This is a genomic window from Zoogloea sp. (assembly GCF_041904905.1).
In the GTDB taxonomy this organism is placed as follows: Bacteria; Pseudomonadota; Gammaproteobacteria; order Burkholderiales; family Rhodocyclaceae; genus Zoogloea.
In genome coordinates this window covers 1-21,022 of the sequence record NZ_JAYRMI010000070.1, presented here as the reverse complement: position 1 = coordinate 21,022, position 21,022 = coordinate 1, and the positions used below count along the sequence as shown (strand labels likewise).

20 protein-coding genes are annotated in these 21,022 nt (G+C 70.4%); 11 read left to right on the top strand and 9 right to left on the bottom strand.

The genetic code is table 11. The features are described 5' to 3' along the window. Nucleotides 1-102 precede the first annotated feature (102 nt). From ACE3N6_RS16000 to ACE3N6_RS15985, 4 genes are all read right to left on the bottom strand, one after another. Nucleotides 103-972 carry a DNA-3-methyladenine glycosylase gene (locus ACE3N6_RS16000; protein WP_374246784.1) on the bottom strand — a complete coding sequence of 290 codons (870 nt, stop codon included), beginning with the start codon at nt 970-972 and terminating at the stop codon, nt 103-105. An 11-nt stretch (nt 973-983) separates the two neighbouring features. Beyond that, nucleotides 984-1,688, bottom strand: a complete 705-nt coding sequence (locus tag ACE3N6_RS15995) for a hypothetical protein (protein WP_374246783.1) — start codon at nt 1,686-1,688, stop codon at nt 984-986. A 226-nt stretch (nt 1,689-1,914) separates the two neighbouring features. Then, entirely contained in the window at nt 1,915-2,565 is a 651-nt protein-coding gene (gene alkB / locus ACE3N6_RS15990) for a DNA oxidative demethylase AlkB (RefSeq protein WP_374246782.1), read from the bottom strand. Next, entirely contained in the window at nt 2,562-3,386 is an 825-nt protein-coding gene (locus ACE3N6_RS15985; RefSeq protein ID WP_374246781.1) for a methylated-DNA--[protein]-cysteine S-methyltransferase, read from the bottom strand. Before ACE3N6_RS15985 ends, alkB begins: the two co-directional genes overlap by 4 nt. Nucleotides 3,387-3,566: 180 nt before the next feature. Between ACE3N6_RS15985 and ACE3N6_RS15980 the strand changes: the two genes are divergently transcribed. The 10 genes from ACE3N6_RS15980 to ACE3N6_RS15935 all read left to right on the top strand — a co-directional run bounded on the left by ACE3N6_RS15980 (nt 3,567) and on the right by ACE3N6_RS15935 (nt 13,238). Next, nucleotides 3,567-3,707 (top strand): hypothetical protein, encoded by a 141-nt coding sequence (locus ACE3N6_RS15980; protein ID WP_374246780.1) that lies wholly within the window; start codon nt 3,567-3,569, stop codon nt 3,705-3,707. 24 nt (nt 3,708-3,731) lie between these two features. Further along, nucleotides 3,732-4,691, top strand: coding sequence for a ZIP family metal transporter (locus ACE3N6_RS15975; protein ID WP_374246779.1), 960 nt, complete (start codon nt 3,732-3,734; stop codon nt 4,689-4,691). 134 nt (nt 4,692-4,825) lie between these two features. Then, complete coding sequence (locus ACE3N6_RS15970; RefSeq protein ID WP_374246778.1) at nt 4,826-5,326, top strand: Dps family protein; 501 nt, start codon at nt 4,826-4,828, stop codon at nt 5,324-5,326. Nucleotides 5,327-5,619: 293 nt separating this feature from the next. Further along, entirely contained in the window at nt 5,620-7,071 is a 1,452-nt protein-coding gene (gene aspA, locus ACE3N6_RS15965; protein WP_374246777.1) for an aspartate ammonia-lyase, read from the top strand. A 26-nt stretch (nt 7,072-7,097) separates the two neighbouring features. Then, entirely contained in the window at nt 7,098-8,402 is a 1,305-nt protein-coding gene (locus ACE3N6_RS15960; RefSeq protein WP_374246776.1) for a dicarboxylate/amino acid:cation symporter, read from the top strand. A gap of 196 nt (nt 8,403-8,598) precedes the next feature. Next, the gene (locus ACE3N6_RS15955; RefSeq protein WP_374246774.1) at nt 8,599-9,354 is read left to right on the top strand and encodes a sulfite exporter TauE/SafE family protein; all 756 of its coding nucleotides are present in this window, start codon (nt 8,599-8,601) and stop codon (nt 9,352-9,354) included. A gap of 51 nt (nt 9,355-9,405) precedes the next feature. Continuing rightward, a complete protein-coding gene (locus tag ACE3N6_RS15950) occupies nt 9,406-11,274 on the top strand; it encodes an ATP-binding protein (RefSeq protein WP_374246773.1) in 1,869 nt (622 codons plus the stop codon). Continuing rightward, on the top strand, nt 11,267-12,592 hold the full coding sequence (locus ACE3N6_RS15945) for a sigma-54-dependent transcriptional regulator (RefSeq protein WP_374246772.1): 1,326 nt from the start codon (nt 11,267-11,269) through the stop codon (nt 12,590-12,592). The genes ACE3N6_RS15950 and ACE3N6_RS15945 overlap by 8 nt, the downstream gene beginning before the upstream one ends. A 99-nt stretch (nt 12,593-12,691) precedes the next feature. After that, nucleotides 12,692-12,973, top strand: coding sequence for a DUF6156 family protein (locus ACE3N6_RS15940; RefSeq protein ID WP_374246771.1), 282 nt, complete (start codon nt 12,692-12,694; stop codon nt 12,971-12,973). Nucleotides 12,974-13,019: 46 nt separating this feature from the next. Then, on the top strand, nt 13,020-13,238 hold the full coding sequence (locus ACE3N6_RS15935) for a Nif11-like leader peptide family natural product precursor (RefSeq protein WP_374246770.1): 219 nt from the start codon (nt 13,020-13,022) through the stop codon (nt 13,236-13,238). A gap of 72 nt (nt 13,239-13,310) precedes the next feature. Here the strand turns inward: ACE3N6_RS15935 and cynS are convergent, their stop codons facing one another. The 3 genes from cynS to dinB all read right to left on the bottom strand — a co-directional run bounded on the left by cynS (nt 13,311) and on the right by dinB (nt 17,509). Beyond that, nucleotides 13,311-13,754 carry a cyanase gene (gene cynS / locus ACE3N6_RS15930; protein ID WP_374246769.1) on the bottom strand — a complete coding sequence of 148 codons (444 nt, stop codon included), beginning with the start codon at nt 13,752-13,754 and terminating at the stop codon, nt 13,311-13,313. Nucleotides 13,755-13,878: 124 nt separating this feature from the next. Then, entirely contained in the window at nt 13,879-16,278 is a 2,400-nt protein-coding gene (gene ovoA, locus ACE3N6_RS15925) for a 5-histidylcysteine sulfoxide synthase (protein WP_374246768.1), read from the bottom strand. A gap of 76 nt (nt 16,279-16,354) precedes the next feature. Further along, on the bottom strand, nt 16,355-17,509 hold the full coding sequence (dinB, locus tag ACE3N6_RS15920; RefSeq protein ID WP_374246767.1) for a DNA polymerase IV: 1,155 nt from the start codon (nt 17,507-17,509) through the stop codon (nt 16,355-16,357). A 234-nt stretch (nt 17,510-17,743) separates the two neighbouring features. On the opposite strand from dinB, the gene ACE3N6_RS15915 reads away from it, so the two are divergent. After that, nucleotides 17,744-18,406 carry a hypothetical protein gene (locus ACE3N6_RS15915; RefSeq protein WP_374246766.1) on the top strand — a complete coding sequence of 221 codons (663 nt, stop codon included), beginning with the start codon at nt 17,744-17,746 and terminating at the stop codon, nt 18,404-18,406. 455 nt (nt 18,407-18,861) lie between these two features. Here ACE3N6_RS15915 and ACE3N6_RS15910 read toward each other — a convergent pair whose 3' ends face one another. Next, nucleotides 18,862-20,256, bottom strand: a complete 1,395-nt coding sequence (locus ACE3N6_RS15910; protein WP_374246765.1) for a restriction endonuclease subunit S — start codon at nt 20,254-20,256, stop codon at nt 18,862-18,864. Continuing rightward, nucleotides 20,253-21,022 (bottom strand): N-6 DNA methylase (locus tag ACE3N6_RS15905; protein WP_374246764.1); only part of this gene is annotated, 770 nt, incomplete at its 5' end. The genes ACE3N6_RS15910 and ACE3N6_RS15905, both read right to left, overlap by 4 nt.

The following is a 21,022-nucleotide window of genomic DNA, read 5'->3' as shown; positions in this document are numbered from 1 at the left end:
CGGAGGGCTAACCCGACCTACGCCCTGTCCGGGTGGGGTGGCGTGGTGTGGTGGTGTCGGGTTACGCCCGCTGGGCTAACCCGACCTACGGGCGGGCGCCTTTCAGCTTGCCCACAGCAGCGCGGCCACCAGCGCGCGCCAGGGGGCGAACTGGGCGAGCCAGGCTTGAGTTTCCCTGTGGGTGGGCGGGGTGTCGTGGCCGAGGAGGGCCTGGAGCTTGCGGCGGACGGCGGCGTCGCCGTGGAGCGATCCGTCCATCCGGGCGAAGCCGCGGAGCAGGGTGTAGTCGATGGTCCAGGGGCCGATGCCGCGGTGCTGGGCGAGGGCGGCGCGGATTTCGTCGGCGGGGGTGTGGGTGTGCAGCCAGTGGTCGAGGGGCAGGTGGCCGTCGGCGGTGCGGCGGGCGACGTGGAGGAGGGTGGCGGCCTTGGCGGTGGAGTAGCCGGCGGCGCGCAGTGTGGGTTCGTCGAGGCGGGCGAGGGTGGCGGCGTCGGGGTAGCAGGCGAGGCCGCTGGAATGGCGCGTGCCGGCCACCTCGTTGGTCGTTTCGATCAGCCGGCGGCGGATGCCGACGGCGGCGGCGAGGCTGATCTGCTGGCCGGTGACGGCCCAGCTGAGGGCTTCGAAGGGCGTGGCGGCCTGGGGCACGCGCAGGCCGGGGAGGCGGGCGAGGAGGGGGCCGAGCTGGGGGTGGTGCCGGTGGGCGGCGGTGAGCTGGGCGACGGGCTGGCCTGTGCCGAGCAGGTGGCGGGCGAGGGCGGCGACTTCCGCGGGCTCGGGCGCGGGGCCGTCGACATCGAGATTGACTTCGGCCCGGCCCGGGTGCAGATCGAGGGTGAGGCGGGCCGGGTGGCCGTGCCAGACGATGCCCTTCTCGATGCGGCTGCCGGCGACCCGCTCCGCCACCTGCCGGCTGTCCCGGCCGTGGAAGGCGAGGAGGTCGGCGGGGCGGAAGTCGGCGGGCAGCTGCATGGGCGGGCGGTTCAGCGCACGCGGCGGCGCAGCCCGAGGAGGGCGGCGAGCCCGGCGGCGCCAAGCAGCGCCAGCGGGGGTTCCGATACCGGGGCGACGAAGGCGGGGGCGGCGGCGGTGTGGCGGTAGCCGTCCACGAACAGCCATTCGTAGCCGCCGCTGTCCCAGGCTTCGATCTCGACGGTGAGCGGGCCGCCGGCCATGAGGAGGGCGGAGAAGTCGGCGGTCTGGCGGGCGATGGGCTGGCCCTTGGCGTCCTGGTTCTCGGTGAGCACGTAGGTGTCGCCGTAGCGGTTGCTGGCCGGGTCGAGGAGGATTTGCAGCGGCTGGTTGTCGATCTTGATGGTCAGCCGGTCGTCCGAGGCGACCCACAGCCAGGCCGGCCAGCCCACGGCGAGGGGCAGGAAGGTGGTGCGGAAGTACACGTGGCTGGGGCCGTTGGCGCCGGTGGGGGTGCCGGTGTAGCCCTCTTCACCCCAGAACCACATCAGGCGGGGTTCGACGGCTTCGCCGCTGTGGCCGTCCGGCGCGGTGATGGGGTTGGGGTAGCCGCTGTAGACGGCCGACGAGTACCAGGTGACGCCGTCCAGGCTGGCTTGCCAGTTGGCGGCGGCGTTGACTTGCGGCAGATCCACGGCGGCCTGGGTGGCGGGGGCGGCGGCAAACAGCGCAAGGCCGATGCCGATGGCGGCGGCGCGCAGGGGGTTGCGGGTCATGGCGGGTGCTCCTCGTGCGGTGGGGCGTCGCCCGGAGCGGTTGCCGCGGGCGCTCTCTGACGAGGGTGGCTTGCGTTGCCGCGGCCCTTCGCCGGGCGTCGGAATACCCGATCTGGGCGCGGCTTGTTCGTTTTTGTTATAGCAGACGCTGGCGGGGGGCGCGGGGCGGGGGCGGGTTGCAATGAAATCTTGCAGGCGGGGGCGGTGTGGCGGGGGAGCCACGGGGTCAGCCCGCCTTGCGGAAGGTGAGGTTGATGCGGCAGGCGCCGGTGGCGGGGTGCTCGCCGTCCTTCAGGGGCGCGATGCCGTGAAAGCGCAGCCGCGCCGGGCCGCCCCACACGAAGACGTCGCCGTGCCGGAGCGGGATGCGCCGGGCCTTGTCGCTGCGGGCGTCGCCGCCCCACAGGAAGGTGGCCGGCAGGCCGAGGGAGACGGAGACGATGGGCTGGGTGAAGTCGTGTTCGTCCTTGTCCTGGTGCAGGGCCATCCGGGCGCCGGGGGCGTAGCGGTTGATGAGGCAGGCGTCCGGGGTGAAGCCCGCAAAGCCGGCGCGGGCGGCGGCGTCAAAGGCGAGGCGTTGCAGCAGCGGCGGCATGGCGGGCCACGGGCGGTGGGTGTCGGGGTCGGCGCTGGCGTAGCGGTAGCCGCGGCGGTCGGTGATCCAGCCGAGCGCGCCGCAGCTGGTCGTCGCCACCGACATGGCGAAGCCGCCGGGGGTGACCATGTGGCGGAAGGGGGCGGCGGTGGCGATGGCGTCGATGGCGGCGAGGAGGGCCGGGGCGTGGGCCAGCGCGAAGCCGGGCAGGAGCAGGGCGCCGGGGTCGATGGGGATGTCGGCGGGGGCGGCGAGGTGGTCGAAGAGGTCCGGCGTGCTCATGATTCGGCCTCCCGGTCGAGGAGGGCGCGCTTGCGGTCGAGGCCCCAGCGGTAGCCGGCGAGGCCGCCGTCCACGCGCACCACCCGGTGGCAGGGGATGGCCACCGCCAGGGGGTTGGCGGCGCAGGCGCCGGCCACCGCGCGCACGGCTTTCGGCAGGCCCAGGCGTTCGGCGAGCTGGGTGTAGCTGAGGGTGCTGCCCGGCGGGATGGCCCGCAGGGCCTGCCACACCCGCAGCTGGAAGGCGGTGCCGGCGAGGTCGAGCGGCAGGTCGAGGCCGATGCGCGGGCTTTCCACGAAGCCGATCGCCCGCGCCATCCACCGCTCGAAATCGGCGTCGCCGGGGATCAGCCGGGCGCGGGGGAAGCGCGCCTCCAGGTCGGCCGCCAGCCGGGCCGGGTCGTCCCCCAGGGCGATGGCGCACAGGCCGCGGGGCGTGGCGGCAACAAGGATCGCGCCGAGGCTGCAGTGGCCCACCCCGAAGCGGATGTCGGTGCCGGCGCCGCCCTTGCGCCAGACGGTGGGCGTCATGCCCAGCACGGCGTCGGCCTGGGCGTAGAAGCGGCTGGGGGCAGGGTAGCCGGCGTCGAGGAGCGCATCCGTGACGCTGGGGCTGGCGGCCAGCCCGGCCTGCAGGCGGCGGGCGCGGCTGGCGTCGAACCAGGCTCGGGGGCTGAGCCCGGTGACGGCCTTGAACACCCGCTGCAGGTGGTGGGGGGTGAGGCCGGCGTGCCCGGCCAGATCGGCCAGGCGGGGCGGGCTGTCGGCGGCGTCGATGCGGCGGCACAGGTCGGCGACGAGGGCGGCGGTGGCGGGTTTCATGGGGGCTCCGGCGTGGGTGGCGCAACTTTAGACCGGCGCGGCGGCGCCTGCACTCCGCATCTTGCGATTCGGCCGGCGCGGGCCGATCAAGCAACCCTATCGCCAGCAGGAATATTGGCAATTGGACTCGACGGGCGCCAGCGGCAAGAATGCAGGCATCGGAACCCAGGAGGCAACGCCATGACCACGATCCGCTTTGCACGCCACGCGGCCCACGCCAGCGCCCACGATCATCGCGCCCGCTTCGCCTTCGGTGCCGGCGTGGTGGCCATCGGGGCGGCCCTGTGGCTGGTCGAGATGGCCCGGCATCTCGTCGGCTGAACCGCCTGCAGGCAGGGAGACGCGATGAACGACAACCCCCCCGCGGCCGGCCTCGCCCTGGCCGGTGGCGAGATGGCCGGGCTGGCCTGGCGGGACGCCTGGCGCATCCAGGCCCGCCGGCATCCGTGGATGACCGGCGGCCTGCTGCTGTCGCTGGCGGCGGTGGCCCTGCTGCTGGCGAGCGGCGTGCGCGACGGCATCGCGGGCGGCGGCGAGCCCCTGCGGCTGGCGCTGCTGGGCGGGCTGGCCGGCTTTGGCGCCACGGCCCTGGGGGCGCTGACAGGCGTCGCCTTGCGCAAGCTGTCGGCCCGCGCCGAGGACAGCCTGCTGGGCTTTGCGGCGGGCATGATGCTGGCCGCCAGCGCCTTCTCGCTGATCCTGCCCGGCCTGGCGGCGGCCAAGGAGATGACCGGCAGCGGCGCGATGGGGGCGCTCACGGTGACCGCCGGGATGGCCCTGGGCGTGCTGCTGATGCTGGGCCTCGACCGCTTCACCCCCCACGCGCACGAGAGCACCGGCCCCTGCGGCCCGGGCTGCGACCGGGTGGGCAAGGTGTGGCTGTTCGTGCTGGCGATCACCCTGCACAACCTGCCCGAGGGCATGGCCATCGGGGTGAGCTTCGCCCAGGGCGACATGGGGGTGGGCCTGCCCCTCACCGGCGCCATCGCCGTCCAGGACATCCCCGAGGGGCTGGCCGTGGCGATGGCCCTGCGGGCCGCCGGGGTGCGGCCCTGGCCGGCGGTGCTGATGGCGGGCGCGTCGGGCCTGATGGAGCCGCTGGGGGCGCTGTTCGGCGCCGGCATTGCCGGCGGGCTGGCGCTGGCCTACCCCATCGGGCTGGGCCTGGCCGCCGGGGCGATGATCTTCGTGGTGTCCCACGAGGTGATCCCCGAAACCCACCGCAACGGCCACCAGACCAGCGCCACCCTGGGCCTGATGGCCGGCTTCGCGGTGATGATGTTCCTCGACACGGCGCTGGCTTGAGGCCGCCCGTCGCCGGTGGCCCGCCGGACGATTGGTTTTTCCAATCGCCGCCAGCGAATATCGCAATTGGACGCGCCGGCCGGCCGGGCCGATACTCTCCCCATCGACCGCGAACGACCACTCAGGAGATACGCATGAAAAAGAACACCGCCAAGACCGCCGGCCCCGTCATGGACATCGGGATCGCCGCCGAAGACCGGGCCGAGATTGCCGCCGGCCTGTCGCGCCTGCTGGCCGACAGCTTCAACCTCTACCTGATGACCCACAACTTCCACTGGAACGTGAAGGGGCCGATGTTCAACACCCTGCACCAGATGTTCATGGCCCAGTACACCGAGCAGTGGAACGCGCTGGACGTGATCGCCGAGCGCATCCGCGCCCTGGGCCACCCGGCGCCGGGCACCGGCAAGCTGTTCGCCGCGCTTACCTCCATCGACGAGCCGGAGGGCGTGCCCGCCGCGCTGGAGATGGTGCGCCTGCTGGTGGCCGCCCAGGAGGCCACCGCCCGCACCGCGCGGGGCCTGTTCCCGCTGGTGGACAAGGCCAACGACCAGCCCACCGCCGACCTCCTCACCCAGCGGCTGGAAGTCCACGAGAAGACCGCCTGGATGCTGCGCAGCCTGCTCGAAGAGTGAGCTGAACGGCGCCAGACGACGGCAGCGGCGCGCGATGCGCTGCTGCCGTTTTTGTTTGGGGAGGCCGGGCCCGCCGTAGGGGCGGCTGCGGCCGGCCTTCGCGCCAGTCGTTCGGATTTCCGGACGGCTTTTCCGGCGCGTATCCGGAAAACCGTCCGCGGCCTTCTGCCGCGGCGGAAAAAACCAAATCCGATCAGGGGTTTGCCGCTGCCCGGGGGCTGGCACGGGGCGTGCAATGGAATGGGCAGGGCGCCCGCAGCGGCGCGACCCATAACACCGGAGACAACGCCCCCATGACCACCCCCAGCTTCCGCATCGAGCACGACCTGCTTGGCGACCGCGAGGTGCCCGCCCACGCCTACTTCGGCGTGCACACCCTGCGGGCCCGCGAGAACTTCGACATCACCGGCATCGCGATCGCCGTCTACCCCGACCTGATCCGCGCCCTGGCCCAGATCAAGCAGGCGGCCGCCCGGGCCAACCAGCAGCTGGGCCTGCTCGACTCCACCCGGGCAGAGGCCATCGACGCCGCCTGCCGCGAGGTGATCGCCGGGCGGCTGCACGAGCACTTCGTGGTGGATGTGATCCAGGGCGGCGCCGGCACCTCCACCAACATGAACGCCAACGAGGTGATCGCCAACCGGGCGCTGGAGCTGCTCGGTCACGCCCGCGGCGACTACGCCCGGCTTCACCCCAACGAGCACGTCAACATGAGTCAATCGACCAACGACGTGTATCCCACCGCCCTCAAGCTGGCCACCTACGTGGGCATCTTCCGGCTGGTGGACGCCATGGCCGGGCTGCGGGGGGCCTTCGAGAAGAAGGCGGCGGAGTTCGCCGACGTGCTCAAGATGGGTCGCACCCAGTTGCAGGACGCCGTGCCCATGACCCTCGGTCAGGAGTTCTCCACCTACGCCGTGATGCTGGGCGAGGACGAGGCCCGCCTGCAGGAAGCCGCGCTCTTGATCCGCGAGATCAACCTGGGCGCCACCGCCATCGGCACCGGCATCAACGCCCACCCCGACTACGCCCCGCTGGTGCGCCGCAAGCTCGCCGAGATCAGCGGCATTCCGGTGGTCACCGCGCCCAACCTCGTCGAGGCCACCCAGGATTGCGGCAGCTTCGTGCAGCTCTCGGGCGTGCTCAAGCGCGTGGCGGTCAAGCTCTCCAAGGTGTGCAACGACCTGCGCCTCTTGTCCTCCGGCCCCCGCGCGGGCCTGGGCGAGATCAACCTGCCGCCGCGTCAGGCGGGTTCGTCGATCATGCCGGGCAAGGTCAATCCGGTGATCCCGGAGGTGGTCAATCAGGTGGCCTTCGAGGTGATCGGCAACGACATGACCGTCACCTTCGCCGCCGAGGCCGGCCAGCTCCAGCTCAACGCCTTCGAGCCGATCATCGCCCACAGCCTGTTCAAGAGCGTGCTCCACCTCACCAACGCCTGCCGCGCGCTGGCCAGCCACTGCGTGGAGGGCATCACCGCCAACCGCGACGCCCTGCGCGAAAGCGTCGAGCGCTCCATCGGCATCGTCACCGCCCTCAACCCCTACATCGGCTACGCCAACGCCACCGAGATCGCCGCGGCGGCCCACGCCAGCGGCCGCGGTGTGGCCGAGATCGTGCTGGAGCGCGGCCTGATGAGCGCCGCCCAGCTGGCCGAAGTGCTGCGCCCCGAGGTGCTCACCCGGCCCCAGGCCATCCCCGTCGCGCCCGCCATTCCCCCCACCGCGCCCGCCCGCGCCGCCTGACCCCACCCCACCCCGAGGACCCCATCATGAAAATGAATCGCCTCACGACCCTGATCGGCATCGCCCTGCTGCTCGGCGTCATCGTCGGCTACGCCTGCAACCTGCTTGCCGGAAGCCCCGCCCAGGCCAAGGAGATCGCCGGCTACTTCGGCATCCTCACCGACATCTTCCTGCGCCTCATCAAGATGATCATCGCCCCGCTGGTGTTTGCCACCCTGGTGGCGGGGCTGGCCGGGATGGGTGACTCCAAGACCGTCGGGCGCATCGGCGCCAAGGCCCTGGGCTGGTTCGTCGGCGCGTCGTTCTGCTCGCTGCTGCTCGGGCTGGTGTTCGCCAACCTGCTCCAGCCGGGCGCCCACCTGGGCGTGCCGCTGCCGGACGTGGGCGCCGCCACCAACCTCAAGACCGGCGCCCTGAACCTGAAGGATTTCATCACCCACGTCTTCCCGAAGAACATCTTCGAGGCGATGGCCACCAACGAGATCCTGCAGATCCTGGTGTTCTCGGTGTTCTTCGGGCTGGCCCTGGGGCACCTCCACAACCAGACCGCCCGCAGCCTGGTGCTGACGATGGAGGAGGTGGTGCACGTGATGCTGAAGGTCACCGACTACGTGATGCGCTTTGCCCCGGTGGGCGTGTTCGGCGCGGTGGCCGGCGCCATCACCACCCAGGGCCTGGGCATGCTGCTGGTGTTCGGCAAGCTGCTGGTGAGCTTCTACGTGGCGCTGGCCGCCCTGTGGTGCGTGCTCATCGGCGCCGGCTATCTGGTGCTGGGCAAGGACGTGTTCCGCCTGCTCAAGCTGGTGCGCGGCCCGATGCTGGTGGGCTTCTCCACCGCCAGCAGCGAGTCGGTGTACCCCAAGCTGATGGAGCAGCTCGAGAAGTTCGGCATCCGGAGCCGCGTCACCAGCTTCGTGCTGCCCCTGGGCTACTCCTTCAACCTGGACGGCTCGATGATCTACACCACCTTCGCCGCGCTGTTCGTGGCCCAGGCCTACGACATCCCCCTCAGCCTGGGCGCCCAGATCACCATGCTGCTGGTGCTGATGATCTCCAGCAAGGGCATCGCCGGCGTGCCCCGCGCCTCGCTGGTGGTGGTGGCTGCCGTGCTGCCGATGTTCGGCCTGCCGGAAGCCGGCCTGCTGCTGGTGCTGGGCATCGACCACTTCCTCGACATGGGCCGCACCGTCACCAACGTGCTCGGTAACGCCATCGCCACCGCCGTGGTGGCCAAGTGGGAAGGCGCCATCGACCCGGTGGACCCGGCCCTCGCCAACGCCGAAGAGGCCCTGCCGGTGGAAGGCGACGACAGCGTGCCGGCCCTGGCCTGATCGGTAGTGGGGAGTGGGTATTGGGGAGCAGGGAGTGGGGCTTTGACCCATCACGCGTAGCGCGACCCACTTCCCATTCCCCACCCACCCAGCCAACGATCCTCCCTGATGAGGGCGGCCTCCCCAGCCGTCCCGTCAACTTTGCCCGGCGTATCATGCGCCGGGCTTTTTTTCCTTTCCAAGGGTTCGTCGCGCCATGACCATCGACTGGTTCATCCTCGCTCCCGCAGCCTTCTTCGCCGGCATGGTCGATGCCGTGGTGGGCGGCGGCGGGCTCATCCAGATCCCGGTGCTGCTGTCGTCCTTCCCCCAGACGGCCATCCCCACCCTCTTCGGCACCAACAAGGTGTCGAGCATCGCCGGCACCGGCGCGGCCCTGTGGCGCTATGCCCGCGCGGTGCGCATTCCCTGGCGGCTGGTGCTGCCGGCCACCGCTGCCGCACTGGTGGGCGCGTGGCTTGGCGCGGCGGTGGTGGCGTGGCTGTCCCGCGAGGCGATGCGCCCGCTGGTGGTGGCGATGATGCTGGCGGTGGCGATCTACACCTTCCTGCGCAAGGACCTCGGCCAGACCGAGACCCACGAACCGCGCCCCGGCGACGCCTGGCGCGGCGCGCTGTTCGGGCTCGCGATCGGGCTCTACGACGGCTTCTTCGGGCCGGGCACCGGCAGCTTCCTGATCTTCGGTTTCGTGCGCCTCTTCGGGATGGACTTCGTGCGCGCTTCGGCCAGCGCCAAGGTCATCAACAGCGCCACCAACCTGTCGGCCATCGCCTTCTTCGCCAGCCACGGGCCGATCCTGTGGGCGGTGGGGCTCACGATGGCGGTGTGCAACCTTGCCGGCGCCCAGCTCGGCACCCATCTGGCCCTGCGCCACGGCGCGGGCTTCATCCGCAAGGCCTTCCTGCTGGTGGTGGCGGTGTTGATCGTCAAGCAGCTCCACGACCTGCTCTGAGCGCAGACGGCGCCGCTGCTACCATAGGATCAACCACCCGCATTTAACGCCATGTCCCGCCGCTTCCTGCACAGCCTGCCGATCTTCCTGCTGATGCTGGCCCTGATGAGCCTGACCGGCTTCGTGGCCCATCGGCTCGCCGAACAGCTGGGGCTGGCCGAGCTGCAGGCCACCGGGCTGCACCGGCTCGACCTGTACTCCGCCAGCCTGGAACGGGAGATCGGCAAGTACGCCTTCCTGCCCGGCACCCTGGGGCTGGAGCGCGACGTGCTCGACCTCCTGCGCCAGCCCGACGGCGCCCGCCTCGCGCCCCAGGTCAATGCCTATCTCGAGCAGCTCAACGAGCGCGCCGGCACCCTGTCGATCTACGTGATCGACGCCAGGGGCCACGTCATGGCCACCAGCAACTGGCGCCGGGCCGACAGCTTTCTGGGCGAGGACCTGTCCTTCCGCCCGTATTTCCGCGACGCCATGGCCACCGGCAGCGGGCGCTTCTTCGGCATCGGCACCACCCGCGGCGAGCCCGGCTACTACCTCGCCTCGACGCTGGTGGACGACAGCCGCACCCTGGGCGTGGCGGTCATCAAGGTCAGCCTCGACCAGCTGGAGAAGACCTGGAGCACCGTCGAAGCCCCGGCCATGGTGAGCGACGAGAACGGCGTGGTGATCCTTGGCTCGGTGGCCGACTGGAAGTTCACCACCCTGCGCCCCCTGGACGACGCCACCCGCAGCGCCTTCGACCAGACCCTCCAGTACAACCGCCGCGCCCTCAAGCCCCTGGGCCTGCAGGAGCTTGCCGAACTCGACCACGGCGCGCGGCTGGTGCGCATCGCCCGCGCCTCGCCCGAGCCGGTGTCGGTGTATCCGGTGGCCGGGCGCTTCCTGGCCCAATCGCGCCCGCTGCCCGGCACGCCGTGGACGCTCACCGTGCTGTCGCACCTGGAGCAGGTGGACGACATGGTCCAGAGCCGCACCGCGCTGGCGGTGGTGGGCGCGGCCTTCCTCTTCATGCTGGGCATGATGCTCGACGAGCGCCGCCGCCACCTGAAGGCCAAGCTTGCCGCCCGCGCCGCCCTGCAGAAGGCCCACGACGAACTCGAACGCAAGGTGGCCGAGCGCACCGCCGACCTCTCCGCCGCCAACCTGCAGCTCCAGGGCGAGGTGGCCGAGCGCACCGCCGCCGAGCGCACCCTGCGCGCCGCCCAGGACGAGCTGGTGCAGGCCGGCAAGCTGGCGGTGATCGGCCAGCTCGCCACCGGCATCGCCCACGAACTCAACCAGCCCCTGGCGGCGCTGCGCACGCTATCCGGCAACGCCGCGCGCTTTCTGGAGCGGGGCGACACCGACACCGCCCGCTCCAACCTCGAACGCATCGGCCACCTGGTAGACCGCATGGGCAACATCACCGGCCAGCTGCGCGCCTTCGCCCGCAAGTCCAGCGGCCAGGCCCAGCCGGTGGCCCTGTGCCGCGCCATCGACAACGCCCTCGCGCTGCTCGAACAGCGCCTGCGCCAGAGCCGCGCCGACGTGCGCCGCCACTGCCCGCAGCCCGAACCCTTCGCCCTGTGCGACGCCAACCGGCTGGAGCAGGTGCTGGTCAACCTGATCGGCAACGCCCTCGACGCCATGGACGGCAGCCCCGCCCCCTGCATCGAGCTGGATTTTGCGGTGGCCGGCGACCGGGTGCGCCTGTCGGTGCGCGACCACGGCCCGGGCCTCGCCGACGAGGCGCTGGCCCACCTCTTCGAACCCTTCTTCACCACCAAATCGGCCGGCGCCGGGCTGGGCCTCGGGCTCACCATCTCCGCCGGCATCGTGCGCGACTTCGGCGGCACGCTCACCGGGGCCAACCACCCGGAAGGCGGCGCCGTGTTCACCCTCGACATCCCCCTCTCCCACGAGACCGCCCGCCATGACTGACACCCCCAAGGTCCTCATCGTCGAGGACGACCCGGACGTGGCCCTGGGCTGCGAGCAGGCGCTGCAGCTCGAAGGCATCGCCGCCGAATGCGCCGGCAGCGCCGAAGCCGCGCGGCGGCGCGTGGGGCGGGATTTCCCCGGCGTGGTGGTGAGCGACATCCGCCTGCCGGGGCTGGACGGCATGGCCTTCCTGCGCGAGCTGCTCGCGCTTGATCCACAACTCCCGGTGGTGATGATTACCGGCCACGGCGACGTGACCATGGCCGTGCAGGCCATGAAGGACGGCGCCTACGACTTCATCCAGAAACCCTTCGCACCCGAATACCTGGTGGACGTGGTGCGCCGCGCGCTCGAGAAACGCCGGCTGGTGATGGAGGTGCGCACGCTTCGCCACCAGCTCGAGCAGCGCGATCAGCTCGAAGGCCGGCTGATCGGCCGCGGCCCGGGGATGGAGAAGGTGCGCGCGATGATCGCCGGCCTCGCCGACAGCGCCGCCGACGTGCTGATCCACGGCGAAACCGGCACCGGCAAGGAGCTGGTGGCCCGCTGCCTCCACGAGGCCAGCGCCCGCCGCAAGGGCAACTTCGTCGCCATCAACTGCGGCGGCCTGCCCGAAACCCTGTTCGACAGCGAGATCTTCGGCCACGAGGCCGGCGCCTACACCGGCGCCGCCAAGCGCCGCATCGGCAAAATCGAGCACGCCAGCGGCGGCACCCTGTTCCTCGACGAGATCGAGACCATGCCGGTGGCCATGCAGATCAAGCTCCTGCGGGTGCTGCAGGAGCGCACCCTGGAGCGTCTCGGGTCCAACACCTCGATTCCCATCGACTGCCGGGTGATCGCCGCCACCAAGTGCGACCTGCTGGCGCTGTCGGCCCAAGGCGGCTTTCGCAACGACCTGTACTACCGCCTCAGCGTCGCCACCATCAAGCTGCCGCCGCTGCGGGAGCGGCGCGAGGACATCCCGCTGCTCTTCGAGCACTTCCTGCTCCAGGCCGCGGCCCGCCACAACCGCCCGGTGCCCGACACGCCGGCCGGGCGCGTCCAGCAGCTGATGGGCTACCCCTGGCCCGGCAACGTGCGCGAGCTGCGCAACGTGGCCGACCGCTGCGTGCTGGGCATCGAAGGCGGCTCGCCGCCCTTCGGCGAGGCCCGCCCGGACGGCCCCCAGCCGCTCGCCGAGACCGTCGAAGCCTTCGAGCGCGCCCTCATCGCCGACGCCCTGCGCCGCCACGGCAGCCTCGCCCGCGCCGCCGAAGCCCTGGCCGTGGCCAAGACCACCCTCCACGACAAGGTGCGCAAGTACGGGCTGGGCTGAGGGCCGCCCCGCCGGCGATGGCACCGAAATTGCTGCGAGGCTCCACGCCCCCGCGATTTCCGGGGTTTTTGTCTACAACCCGACATTGCCCATCCCACCATGACGGCCACCGCCACCACCACCCGTTACTTCACGAGCTACAGCGGCGTGCGCCTGCCCCTCAAGCTGGTCGGCGAGCTGACCGGCGACGACATGCGCAACCGCAACACCTTCTACCGCGGCGGCTTCGACGCCGAAGGGCGGCTGGTGCGCTGCGAGAAGGTCGTCTATGGCGAGATCGAGGTGTGTCACGAGTACCGCTACCACGCCGATGGCCGGCTCGCGCAGGCGCTCATCCACGACGCCAACGGGGAGGTGGAATGCCTCGACTACCCGGCCTGAGTCCGCGCCCGTGCGTGCCGGCGCTCGCAACCCTTTAGGAGTCAGCATGTCCGTCGCACCCATCAAAGCCTTTTCCGACAAAGCCCGCGCCAACGCCGAACTGGGCGCCCAACTCAAGGCCTGCCAGAAGATCAAGGAGCTGCGCGCCCTGGCCCTGGCCGAAGGCTTCGAGATCGAGGAGAACTCGCTCTACCCGCCCAACGAGCCGCAATTCACCGAAGACCAGCTTTCCGAGCGGCTGGTGAAGGCCCTGCTGCGCGCCTGAGCGCCGGCTTGGCGCACCGAAGCCCCGGCCCGCGCTGCGGCAGGCCGGGGCTTCGTGCGTTCACTCGGTCGTTCAGTAGGTCTTGTAGGGCAGGAACTTGCCGCTCATGACGATGCGCACCCGGTCGCCCTTGGGGTCGGGCTCGCGGGTGAGATCCATGTTGAAGTCGATGGCGCTCATGATGCCGTCGCCGAACTCCTCGTGGATCAGCGCCTTGAAGGTGGTGCCGTACACGTTGATGAGTTCGTAGAAGCGGTAGATCAGCGGGTCGGTGGGCACCGCGGTGGGCAGCGAGCCCTTGTAGGGCACCACCTGCAGCTGGGTGATCGCCTCGTCCGGCAGCTCCAGCACCGCGCCCACGGCCTTCGCCTCGGCCTCGGTCAGGGTCATCTGGCCCAGCAGCGCGGCGGTGCTCCATTCCTTGCTGTGGCCCACCACCTCGGCCAGTTGGGCCCAGGTCAGCTTCTTTTCGATCTTGCGGGTGACGATCAGGTCGGTGACTTCTTCGCGGTTCATCTGGGGACTCCTTGAGGGGAGCCCCCAGCTTAGGGGCACGGCCGGTGGCGGGAAATACGTCGGATTGCGTAGGGGGGCGGTGGGGCGACCTCAGTCGCCCCTGCCGGCCACTCCCGACGTCCGCCTAGCTTTCCCGCTGCCAGAGCATCCCGTGGGTGACGATGAACTGGTATTTGCGGCGGTGTTCGCGGATCACCAGGGGCACCTCCTCCTCGCGGCGCAGCACGAAGCCTTCGTCCCGCAGGAGGGCCTTGAGGGCGTCGGCGCTCTTGATGGCGGCGCCGTCGCGGCTGTAGCCGCCCAGCCACGCCTCGCGGGGGGTGAATTGCTCCAGCCACGAGTAGGGCGAGAACAGGGCGACGAGGCCGCCCACCTTGACCAGCCCGCGCGGGCCGCCCAGCCGGCCCAGGAGCGACCTGGGGCTGGGCAGGCGGCACAGCAGGTTGGCCAGCAGCACGGCGTCGAAGTCGGCCAGCTCGGCGGGCAGCGAGCAGGCGTCGGCCTGACGGAAGCTCGCCCGGCTGCGGTCGATGGCGGGGTCGATGCGGGCGGCGACGGTTTCGCCCAGGTCGCCCTCGTCGCGGCGGAAGTAGTCGCGGCTGCCGGTCTTCTGGAGCTGCTCGGCGGCGTCGATGAAGGCGCGGGAGAGATCGACGCCCAGCACCGACCCGAAGCCCCGGGCCAGCTCGAAGCTGGCGCCACCCACCGCGCAGCCGATGTCCAGCGCCCGGGCGGTGCCGCTGCCGTAGCGGTCGGCGCCTTCCAGCAGCCAGTGGGCGCAGCGCTGGGGGAAGGCGGTGGCGCACTGGGGGCCGCCGGGCCAGGGCATCTGGGTGGCCGGGGCGCCGTGGTGGAGGAGCATGTATTCGTCCACGATGCGGGCGTCTTCGTACACCTGCCGGCCGGCGTCGGCGGCGGAGAGTTTGACCGCGCCGCCGTCGTGCTCGGCCCGCACCACCCGGAAGCCGGCGTGCTGGAAGAAGTGCGGGCGGAAGTGGAAGCGCGCCCACACGCTGGCTTCGTCGCCGCACGACACCCACGAGCCGCCCAGCATCATCTGGTGCTGGCCGTCGTAGCAGGGGGTGGAGAAGTCGTCGTAGTAGGGGTGCACCTTGCTGCCGGGCAGTGGGTTGAAGTCGTCGCCGATCCACTGCCACAGGTTGCCGAACACGTCGCGCACCCCGCTGGCGGCGGGCTTGCCGGCGTCCACCGGCCAGGGGGAGCCGCAGGCGAGCTGGAGGTTCCAGCCGGCGTCGTGGCCCAGGGTGGCGCCATCCGCGCGGAAGGCCGGGTCGGTGTCGGCCCAGGCGGCGTCGCGCAGGGCGTGGTGCTCGGCCTCGGTGGGCAGGCGGCATGGCGTGCCGTCCCGGTGGCTGCGCCAGGCGCAGTAGGCCATCGCCTCGTGGGCGTTGACCTCGGCGGGCCAGTTCCAGGGCATGGGGATGGTCTCGAACAGGGTGCGCAGGCGGTAGCGGTGCAGGCCGGCGGGGCCGTCGGGCACCCAGAAGCACGGCCACTTGCTGTTGCGGAAGCCGCGCCAGGCCCAGCCGGCTTCGGTCCACCAGCGGGGCTCCAGGTAGCCGCCGGATTGGATGAACTCGAGGAAGGCGCCGTTGCTCACCAGCTGGTCTTCCACCTGGAAGGCCTGCACGCCCACGCGGCGCTCGCCGTATTCGTTGTCCCAGCCAAAGCTGGGCCAGTCCGTGGGCTTGCCCAGGCGCACGGCGCTGGCGGCGATGTCGATGAGGCGCGGCGTGGGGTAATCCTGCCCGGCCTTGGGCGGAAAGCCGGTCTCGGTGCCGGCGCTCTCGTGCAGCGCCGGCCACTGGGCGGGGCGGGCGAGGAGGGCGACGGGCAGCTCGCGGATCAGCACCGACGAGGTTTCGAGGTGGATGCGCTCGTGGTCGAAGCCCATGAACAGCGCCCAAAGGGGGTGGCCCATGCCGATGGGCGCGTGGCCGTCGGCGAGGTCGGGGTGGGTCTCGATGAGCTGGCGGACGGTGGTGTAGACCTGCTGGCGATAGGTGTGGGCCTCGGCAAAGCTGGGCCACAGCATCTCGTTCTTGGACATGTCGTCCCAGCGCATCTCGTCCACGCCGGTCTCGAAGATGCGCTCGAAGTAGGGGTTGAGGGGCGCCGGGATCAGCCCGGCCACCCGCAGCTTGTTGATGTAGAGCGCCGCCGGATGACAGTAGTAGAAGATCATCGGGTGGCGCAGGTGGTGGTAGGGCGGGCGGTAGAAGGCTTCCTCGCCCTGCAGGGCGGCGAAGAGGATCTCGGTGAGCGTCCAGCCGTTGTCGAAGGCGGCCAGCACCTCGGCCCGGCTACAGGTGGCCAGGTTGGGGGCGGGCAGCGCGGTGAAGCGGCCGTCCGGCCGGCGGCCCGGGCAGTCGGCCGGGGCGAGGCCGGTCCACCACCAGTCGGGGCGGGGGCCGCGCAGCAGCGCGTCGTGTTCGCCGCGCACGTTCTGGCGCCAGGGTTCGACGGCGGCGGGCAGGGCGGTTTCGAGGTTCGGCTGGGACATGCTGCGATCTCCGGTAAGACGGGTCGTTGTTGTGGTTTCGACAGGCTGCGTCGGCATAGTGGGTGGCGCGGCGGGCTCAGTCAAATAGTTCGGCCTGCACCGGCGGGGTGTCGGCGTCGGGGCGCAGCTCGTCGCGGCGGATCAGGCTGCTTACCTTCACCCCCAGCAGGCGGATGCGCCGGGTGAGTGGCACGCGCTTGAGGCATTCCCCCGCCGCCCGGCGGATCGCCGCCGCGTCGCCCACCGGCAGGGGCAGGGTCCGGTCGCGGGTGACGGTGTGGAAGTTGTCGAAGCGCAGCTTGAGGCCCACTGTTTTGCCCACGTAGCCCTTGCGGGCGAGGTCGTCGGCGAGCTGCTCGCACAGGCGGGTGAAGCGGGTGGATAGCTCGGGCCGGTCGCCCCTGGGGTGAAGATCGCGCTCGAAGGTGGTCTCGCGGGAGAGGCTCTTGGGCTCGCTCTCGGTGACCACCGGGCGTTCGTCCTCGCCCCGCGCGGCGCGATGGAGCCACACCCCGTAGCGCTCGCCAAAGCGATCCTGCAGCCAGGCCGGGTCGGCGCCGGCCAGCTCGCCGATGGTGACGATGCCCAGTTCTTCCAGCCGCGCGGCGGCCTTGGGGCCGATGCCGTTGATGCGCTTGGCGGGCAGGGGCCAGATGCGCGCGGGCAGGTCGGCGGCGGTGACCACGGCGATCCCGGCGGGCTTGTCCAGATCGGAGCACAGCTTGGCCAGCAGCTTGTTGGGCGCCACGCCCAGGGAGCAACTCAGCCCGGTGGCGTCGCGCACCGCCTGCTGGAGCTGCACGGCGAGCTGGCGGGCGCCCGCCACGCTGCCGTCGGGGTTGAGGGGGGTGAGGTCGATGTAGATCTCGTCGATGCCCCGGTCCTCCACCTGGGGCGCCAGGGCGCGCACGGCGGCCTTGAAGCGCCGCGAGTAATCCCGGTAGGCCTCGAAGTTGGCCGGCAGCAGGATGGCCTCCGGCGCCAGCTGGGCGGCCTTCATCAAGCCCATGCCCGAATGCACGCCCAGGGCCCGGGCCTCGTAGGTGGCGGTGGTGATGACGCCCCGCCCCACGTAGCTGGCCAGCCGCGGGAAGGCGTCGCCCGCCACCGTGGCCCGCCGCCCGCCCACCACCACCGCCTGCCCGCGCAGCTGCGGGTAGTGCAGCAGCTCCACCGACGCGAAGAAGGCGTCCATGTCCAGGTGGGCAATGCTGCGGGGCAGGGCGGGCATGGCGGGGCGGGGGCGGAAGGGGCGGCAAGAAGATCGGTGCAGCCCGCATTGTGCATCAAGGCCGGCCATGTAACCGGTCTGGAACCCCTGGCTGCCTAAAGTGCCTGCACCGGCCTGGGGCGCGCGGCGGTTGCCACGCCCAGGGGGCCGGCATCCGGCGGCGCCTGCACCCCACGGGGGGCGGGCGCCGTACCTGCCACCGCGCCCGGTGGCGACAACGAAGGGAGGTTTCAGATGACTATCGGAAGCAGTGTGCGCAGTCTGGTGCTCGGCGGTCTGGTCGGCGTGCTGTCGGCGTCGGCCTTCGCCATGCCCCAGGGCGAGTACTTGCGCAAGGTGGAGGAGACCCGCCAGAACACCCGCAACGGCACGTCCAGCTGGTGGAACGAGGCCTTCGATCTGCTGGCCCTGCTCACCGAGTACGGCGCCCAGCGGGTGGCGGACCAGTTTGCGGTGGTCACCATCGACGCCCCCAAGGGGGAGGAGTGGAACTACGCCTTCTACCACGCGGATCGGGATACCGACGTGACGCTGCGCTACGGCTGGTTCGGCAGCACCGGCCTGGGGGCCGCGGCGAGCCCGCTGGGGGCCAAGGTGGCCGGCGTGCGCTACGAGGTGAATCGCTTCCCGGAGACCAACGTGTTCGTCACGCTGGGCGAATCCTACGACGCGCCGGGCGGCTTCGCGCTCGACTACGCGATTGCCGGCAGCACCACCTTCGAGCCCATCTTCCGGGCCACCCCGCTGGACGCCGCCGGCCTGCCCATCGGGCTGCTGGATACCGATGGCTCCAACCTGGCCATCGGCTACGGGGTGATCCTCGATGTGCCGGAGCCGGCGTCCCTGGCGCTCGCGCTCACGGGCCTGGCCCTGCTCCGCCGCCGTCGCCCCACCTGAGCACCCGGCGCGCCCCCCGGCATGCCCCCCGCCCATCGGGCAGAGGGGTCGCCGGCAGCCTCGGTCGCCTCATTTTCAGGCGACGGAGGGTGGTCGCGACCCTCGATTGCCTGAAAATCAGGCAGCGTTGCCTCATTGTTGGGCAGTGCTGCCTAAGCATCAGGCAGTCGAGGGTAAGCGGAACCCGCCGTTGCGTAAACTTTAGGCGGCAGTGCCTCATTTTTAGTCGGCGTCGCCTGAAAATGAGGCGGTCTGGGGGTAAGCGGAACCCTCGGTCGATTGATTTTCAGTCGGCGTCGCCTCGAAATCGATCCACGTCGATCGGATTTCAGGCCCACCGGGGGTGATCGTCACCCGGCCTCGACGAGCGGCCTGTCGAGCCCGGGTGTGCGCAGTCCGGCTTCGCAGGGCGGGGCGGCGACGGCGGGTGGGTGACACCCGCCGCCGGTGTCGGCTCAGGCGGCGTCGGGTGCCGGCGAGCGCCGGCCGCGTCGGGCCCGGGGGGCGTCGCCACGGCTGGCGGCGAGGCGCTTGAGCAGCTCGGCGGCGGGCTCGTCGTTCGGGTCCTGGGGCACCAGCTCGCCCCGGAAGGCCTTGGCGAGCAGGGCCGGGGTGAGCTGCCCCACCTGCTTGCGGGCCGCCGTGCAGCGGGCTTCGAGGCGGTCGGCGAAAGCGAACAGGGTCTCGACGCGGCGGACGATTTCGTGTTGTTCGGGGAGAGGGGGGACGGGAAAAACAAAATCCCTACACTGGGACAGCGAAATATTCACTTGTCCAGCTGAGCCTTTCGTTTCATGAACGATTTTGGCGATGTTCGCGCCAAGGCAGAGGACGTAATAGAGCCATTCTGTCGTAATCCGATTGCTCGGCCTAAAAAGCGTTATTGCTTGGTTGATGTTCCACTCCGCGTGGGTGTGCGGCACAACCGCGACTTTGCCAAGCGGAGGACCGACGATATTCATCAGAACATCCCCAGGCAAGACTCGCGACTTCGACATTGACCCGCGGTGCAGTTCTGGCGCGATGTATTGGGCTCTGTATTCGAAGGCAACCCTCTGGTCGACAAGGTTGTAAACCTTTAGGAAGGGTACTCCCACATCGGAAAACCCCTCCTTCGGCGTTCCGCCACTCTGAACCTTCGCGCAAACGGATTCAGCTCGTTCGAACGTCCAGCCTTCTGGGACAGACGGCGACAATCCAGCACCTGAGGTTGGTGTCGCTGCCTCTCGCCTCCTCCCAGCTTGCTCCGCGCAACGACCGCCTCGCCAATCGGCGGTCAATCTTCCGGAAGTAGCCTCAGCCAGAATGGATTGGCGGAAGCGTTTGAGCAGGGTCGGGATGCCGTCGAGGCGTTCGCGGCAGGCATCCACCCGCGCCAGCACGCTGTCGAGCTTGTCGGCGATGCGCTTTTGTTCGGGGAGGGGCGGCAGCCAAAAGGGAATCGCTGCAAGCATTTCCTTGTTGATCACACCCTGCGCGGAACCGGTAGTGCTCGCTCTAAGCCTCTCCACCTGTGGTAGTAGTTGAAAATAGATTGTTCGTTGAAGCACTTCTTCACGAGGGCGGATGGCGGCAACACTCCGACCAATAGAGCAATCCATACCAAGGTTGAGCTTTCCTGCGGTAGCGCCGACGACGCAAATTAGTACGTCGTTCTTCTGAGCATACTTCTTCGGGTCGGTAGTCCATTCCCTGATGATCGGTAGCCTATTCCCGAACTCGCCCGCTTTTACGAAGACAGTGCCGATTCCTGCACGATTACAACTGCTTCCTGGTGGCGCCTGCCCCATCTCGAAATCTGCAATGACTCCAAGCGATATGGCAGCCCAACCTTGCGGCAGCCCGCTCATTCCGCCACCCCTTCACCCAGTTCCTTCATCAGCGCCTGCAGTTCGGCCAGGGCGGCTTCCAGTTCGCTCGCGGCTTCCTGGGCCAGCACGGCGGGTTCGGGCAGGTCGGCGGCGTCTTCGGCGCTGTCGTCCTTCAGCCAGGCGATGTCGAGGCTGTCGCCCCGTTCGCGGATCCATTCGCGGGTGAAGCGGCGGAAGCGGCCCTGCTCGCCCCGGTCGATGCGGGGCGTGGCGCGGTAGGCGGCTTCGAAGTCGGCGAAGTGGGCGTGGGTGAGGGGGGTGCGCTTGCCGAAGCGGGGCATGTTGGCGCGCAGGTCATACACCCACACTTCCCGGGTGGCGCCTTCGGCGTTGTCGCTCGCCTTGTCGAAGAAGAGCACGTTGGTCTTGACGCCCTGGGCGTAGAAGATGCCGGTGGGCAGGCGCAGGATGGTGTGGAGCCGGCATTTGTCCATCAGGGCGCGGCGGATGTCGGTGCCGACGCCGGATTCGAAGAGCACGTTGTCGGGCAGCACCACGGCGGCGCGGCCGTCGTCGCGCAGGTGCCGGTAGATGTGCTGGAGGAAGGCGAGCTGCTTGTTGCTGGTGGTGTGGGTGAAGTCGTCGCGGGTGGGGCCGCCGCCGCCCTTGGCGGTGCCGAAGGGCGGGTTGCTGAGGATGACGGTGCTCTTGGGCAGGGCGGCGCCGGCGCTGCCGAGGGTGTTGCCCAGGTGCACGACGCCGGCGGCGTCGCCTTCCATGCCGTGGAGCAGGCAGTTCATCAGGG

What these genes read in the sequence shown, in the direction of transcription:
- ACE3N6_RS15910 (WP_374246765.1), bottom strand. Translation starts at nt 20,256, where the DNA reads ATGAGCGGGCTGCCGCAAGGTTGGGCTGCCATATCGCTTGGAGTCATT.
- ACE3N6_RS15955 (WP_374246774.1), top strand. Translation starts at nt 8,599, where the DNA reads ATGACCATCGACTGGTTCATCCTCGCTCCCGCAGCCTTCTTCGCCGGC.
- ACE3N6_RS15960 (WP_374246776.1), top strand. Translation starts at nt 7,098, where the DNA reads ATGAAAATGAATCGCCTCACGACCCTGATCGGCATCGCCCTGCTGCTC.
- ACE3N6_RS15940 (WP_374246771.1), top strand. Translation starts at nt 12,692, where the DNA reads ATGACGGCCACCGCCACCACCACCCGTTACTTCACGAGCTACAGCGGC.
- ACE3N6_RS15980 (WP_374246780.1), top strand. Translation starts at nt 3,567, where the DNA reads ATGACCACGATCCGCTTTGCACGCCACGCGGCCCACGCCAGCGCCCAC.
- aspA (WP_374246777.1), top strand. Translation starts at nt 5,620, where the DNA reads ATGACCACCCCCAGCTTCCGCATCGAGCACGACCTGCTTGGCGACCGC.
- ACE3N6_RS15975 (WP_374246779.1), top strand. Translation starts at nt 3,732, where the DNA reads ATGAACGACAACCCCCCCGCGGCCGGCCTCGCCCTGGCCGGTGGCGAG.
- ACE3N6_RS15950 (WP_374246773.1), top strand. Translation starts at nt 9,406, where the DNA reads ATGTCCCGCCGCTTCCTGCACAGCCTGCCGATCTTCCTGCTGATGCTG.
- ACE3N6_RS15995 (WP_374246783.1), bottom strand. Translation starts at nt 1,688, where the DNA reads ATGACCCGCAACCCCCTGCGCGCCGCCGCCATCGGCATCGGCCTTGCG.
- ACE3N6_RS15970 (WP_374246778.1), top strand. Translation starts at nt 4,826, where the DNA reads ATGAAAAAGAACACCGCCAAGACCGCCGGCCCCGTCATGGACATCGGG.
- ACE3N6_RS15935 (WP_374246770.1), top strand. Translation starts at nt 13,020, where the DNA reads ATGTCCGTCGCACCCATCAAAGCCTTTTCCGACAAAGCCCGCGCCAAC.
- ACE3N6_RS15945 (WP_374246772.1), top strand. Translation starts at nt 11,267, where the DNA reads ATGACTGACACCCCCAAGGTCCTCATCGTCGAGGACGACCCGGACGTG.
- ACE3N6_RS15985 (WP_374246781.1), bottom strand. Translation starts at nt 3,386, where the DNA reads ATGAAACCCGCCACCGCCGCCCTCGTCGCCGACCTGTGCCGCCGCATC.
- alkB (WP_374246782.1), bottom strand. Translation starts at nt 2,565, where the DNA reads ATGAGCACGCCGGACCTCTTCGACCACCTCGCCGCCCCCGCCGACATC.
- cynS (WP_374246769.1), bottom strand. Translation starts at nt 13,754, where the DNA reads ATGAACCGCGAAGAAGTCACCGACCTGATCGTCACCCGCAAGATCGAA.
- ovoA (WP_374246768.1), bottom strand. Translation starts at nt 16,278, where the DNA reads ATGTCCCAGCCGAACCTCGAAACCGCCCTGCCCGCCGCCGTCGAACCC.
- ACE3N6_RS15915 (WP_374246766.1), top strand. Translation starts at nt 17,744, where the DNA reads ATGACTATCGGAAGCAGTGTGCGCAGTCTGGTGCTCGGCGGTCTGGTC.
- dinB (WP_374246767.1), bottom strand. Translation starts at nt 17,509, where the DNA reads ATGCCCGCCCTGCCCCGCAGCATTGCCCACCTGGACATGGACGCCTTC.
- ACE3N6_RS16000 (WP_374246784.1), bottom strand. Translation starts at nt 972, where the DNA reads ATGCAGCTGCCCGCCGACTTCCGCCCCGCCGACCTCCTCGCCTTCCAC.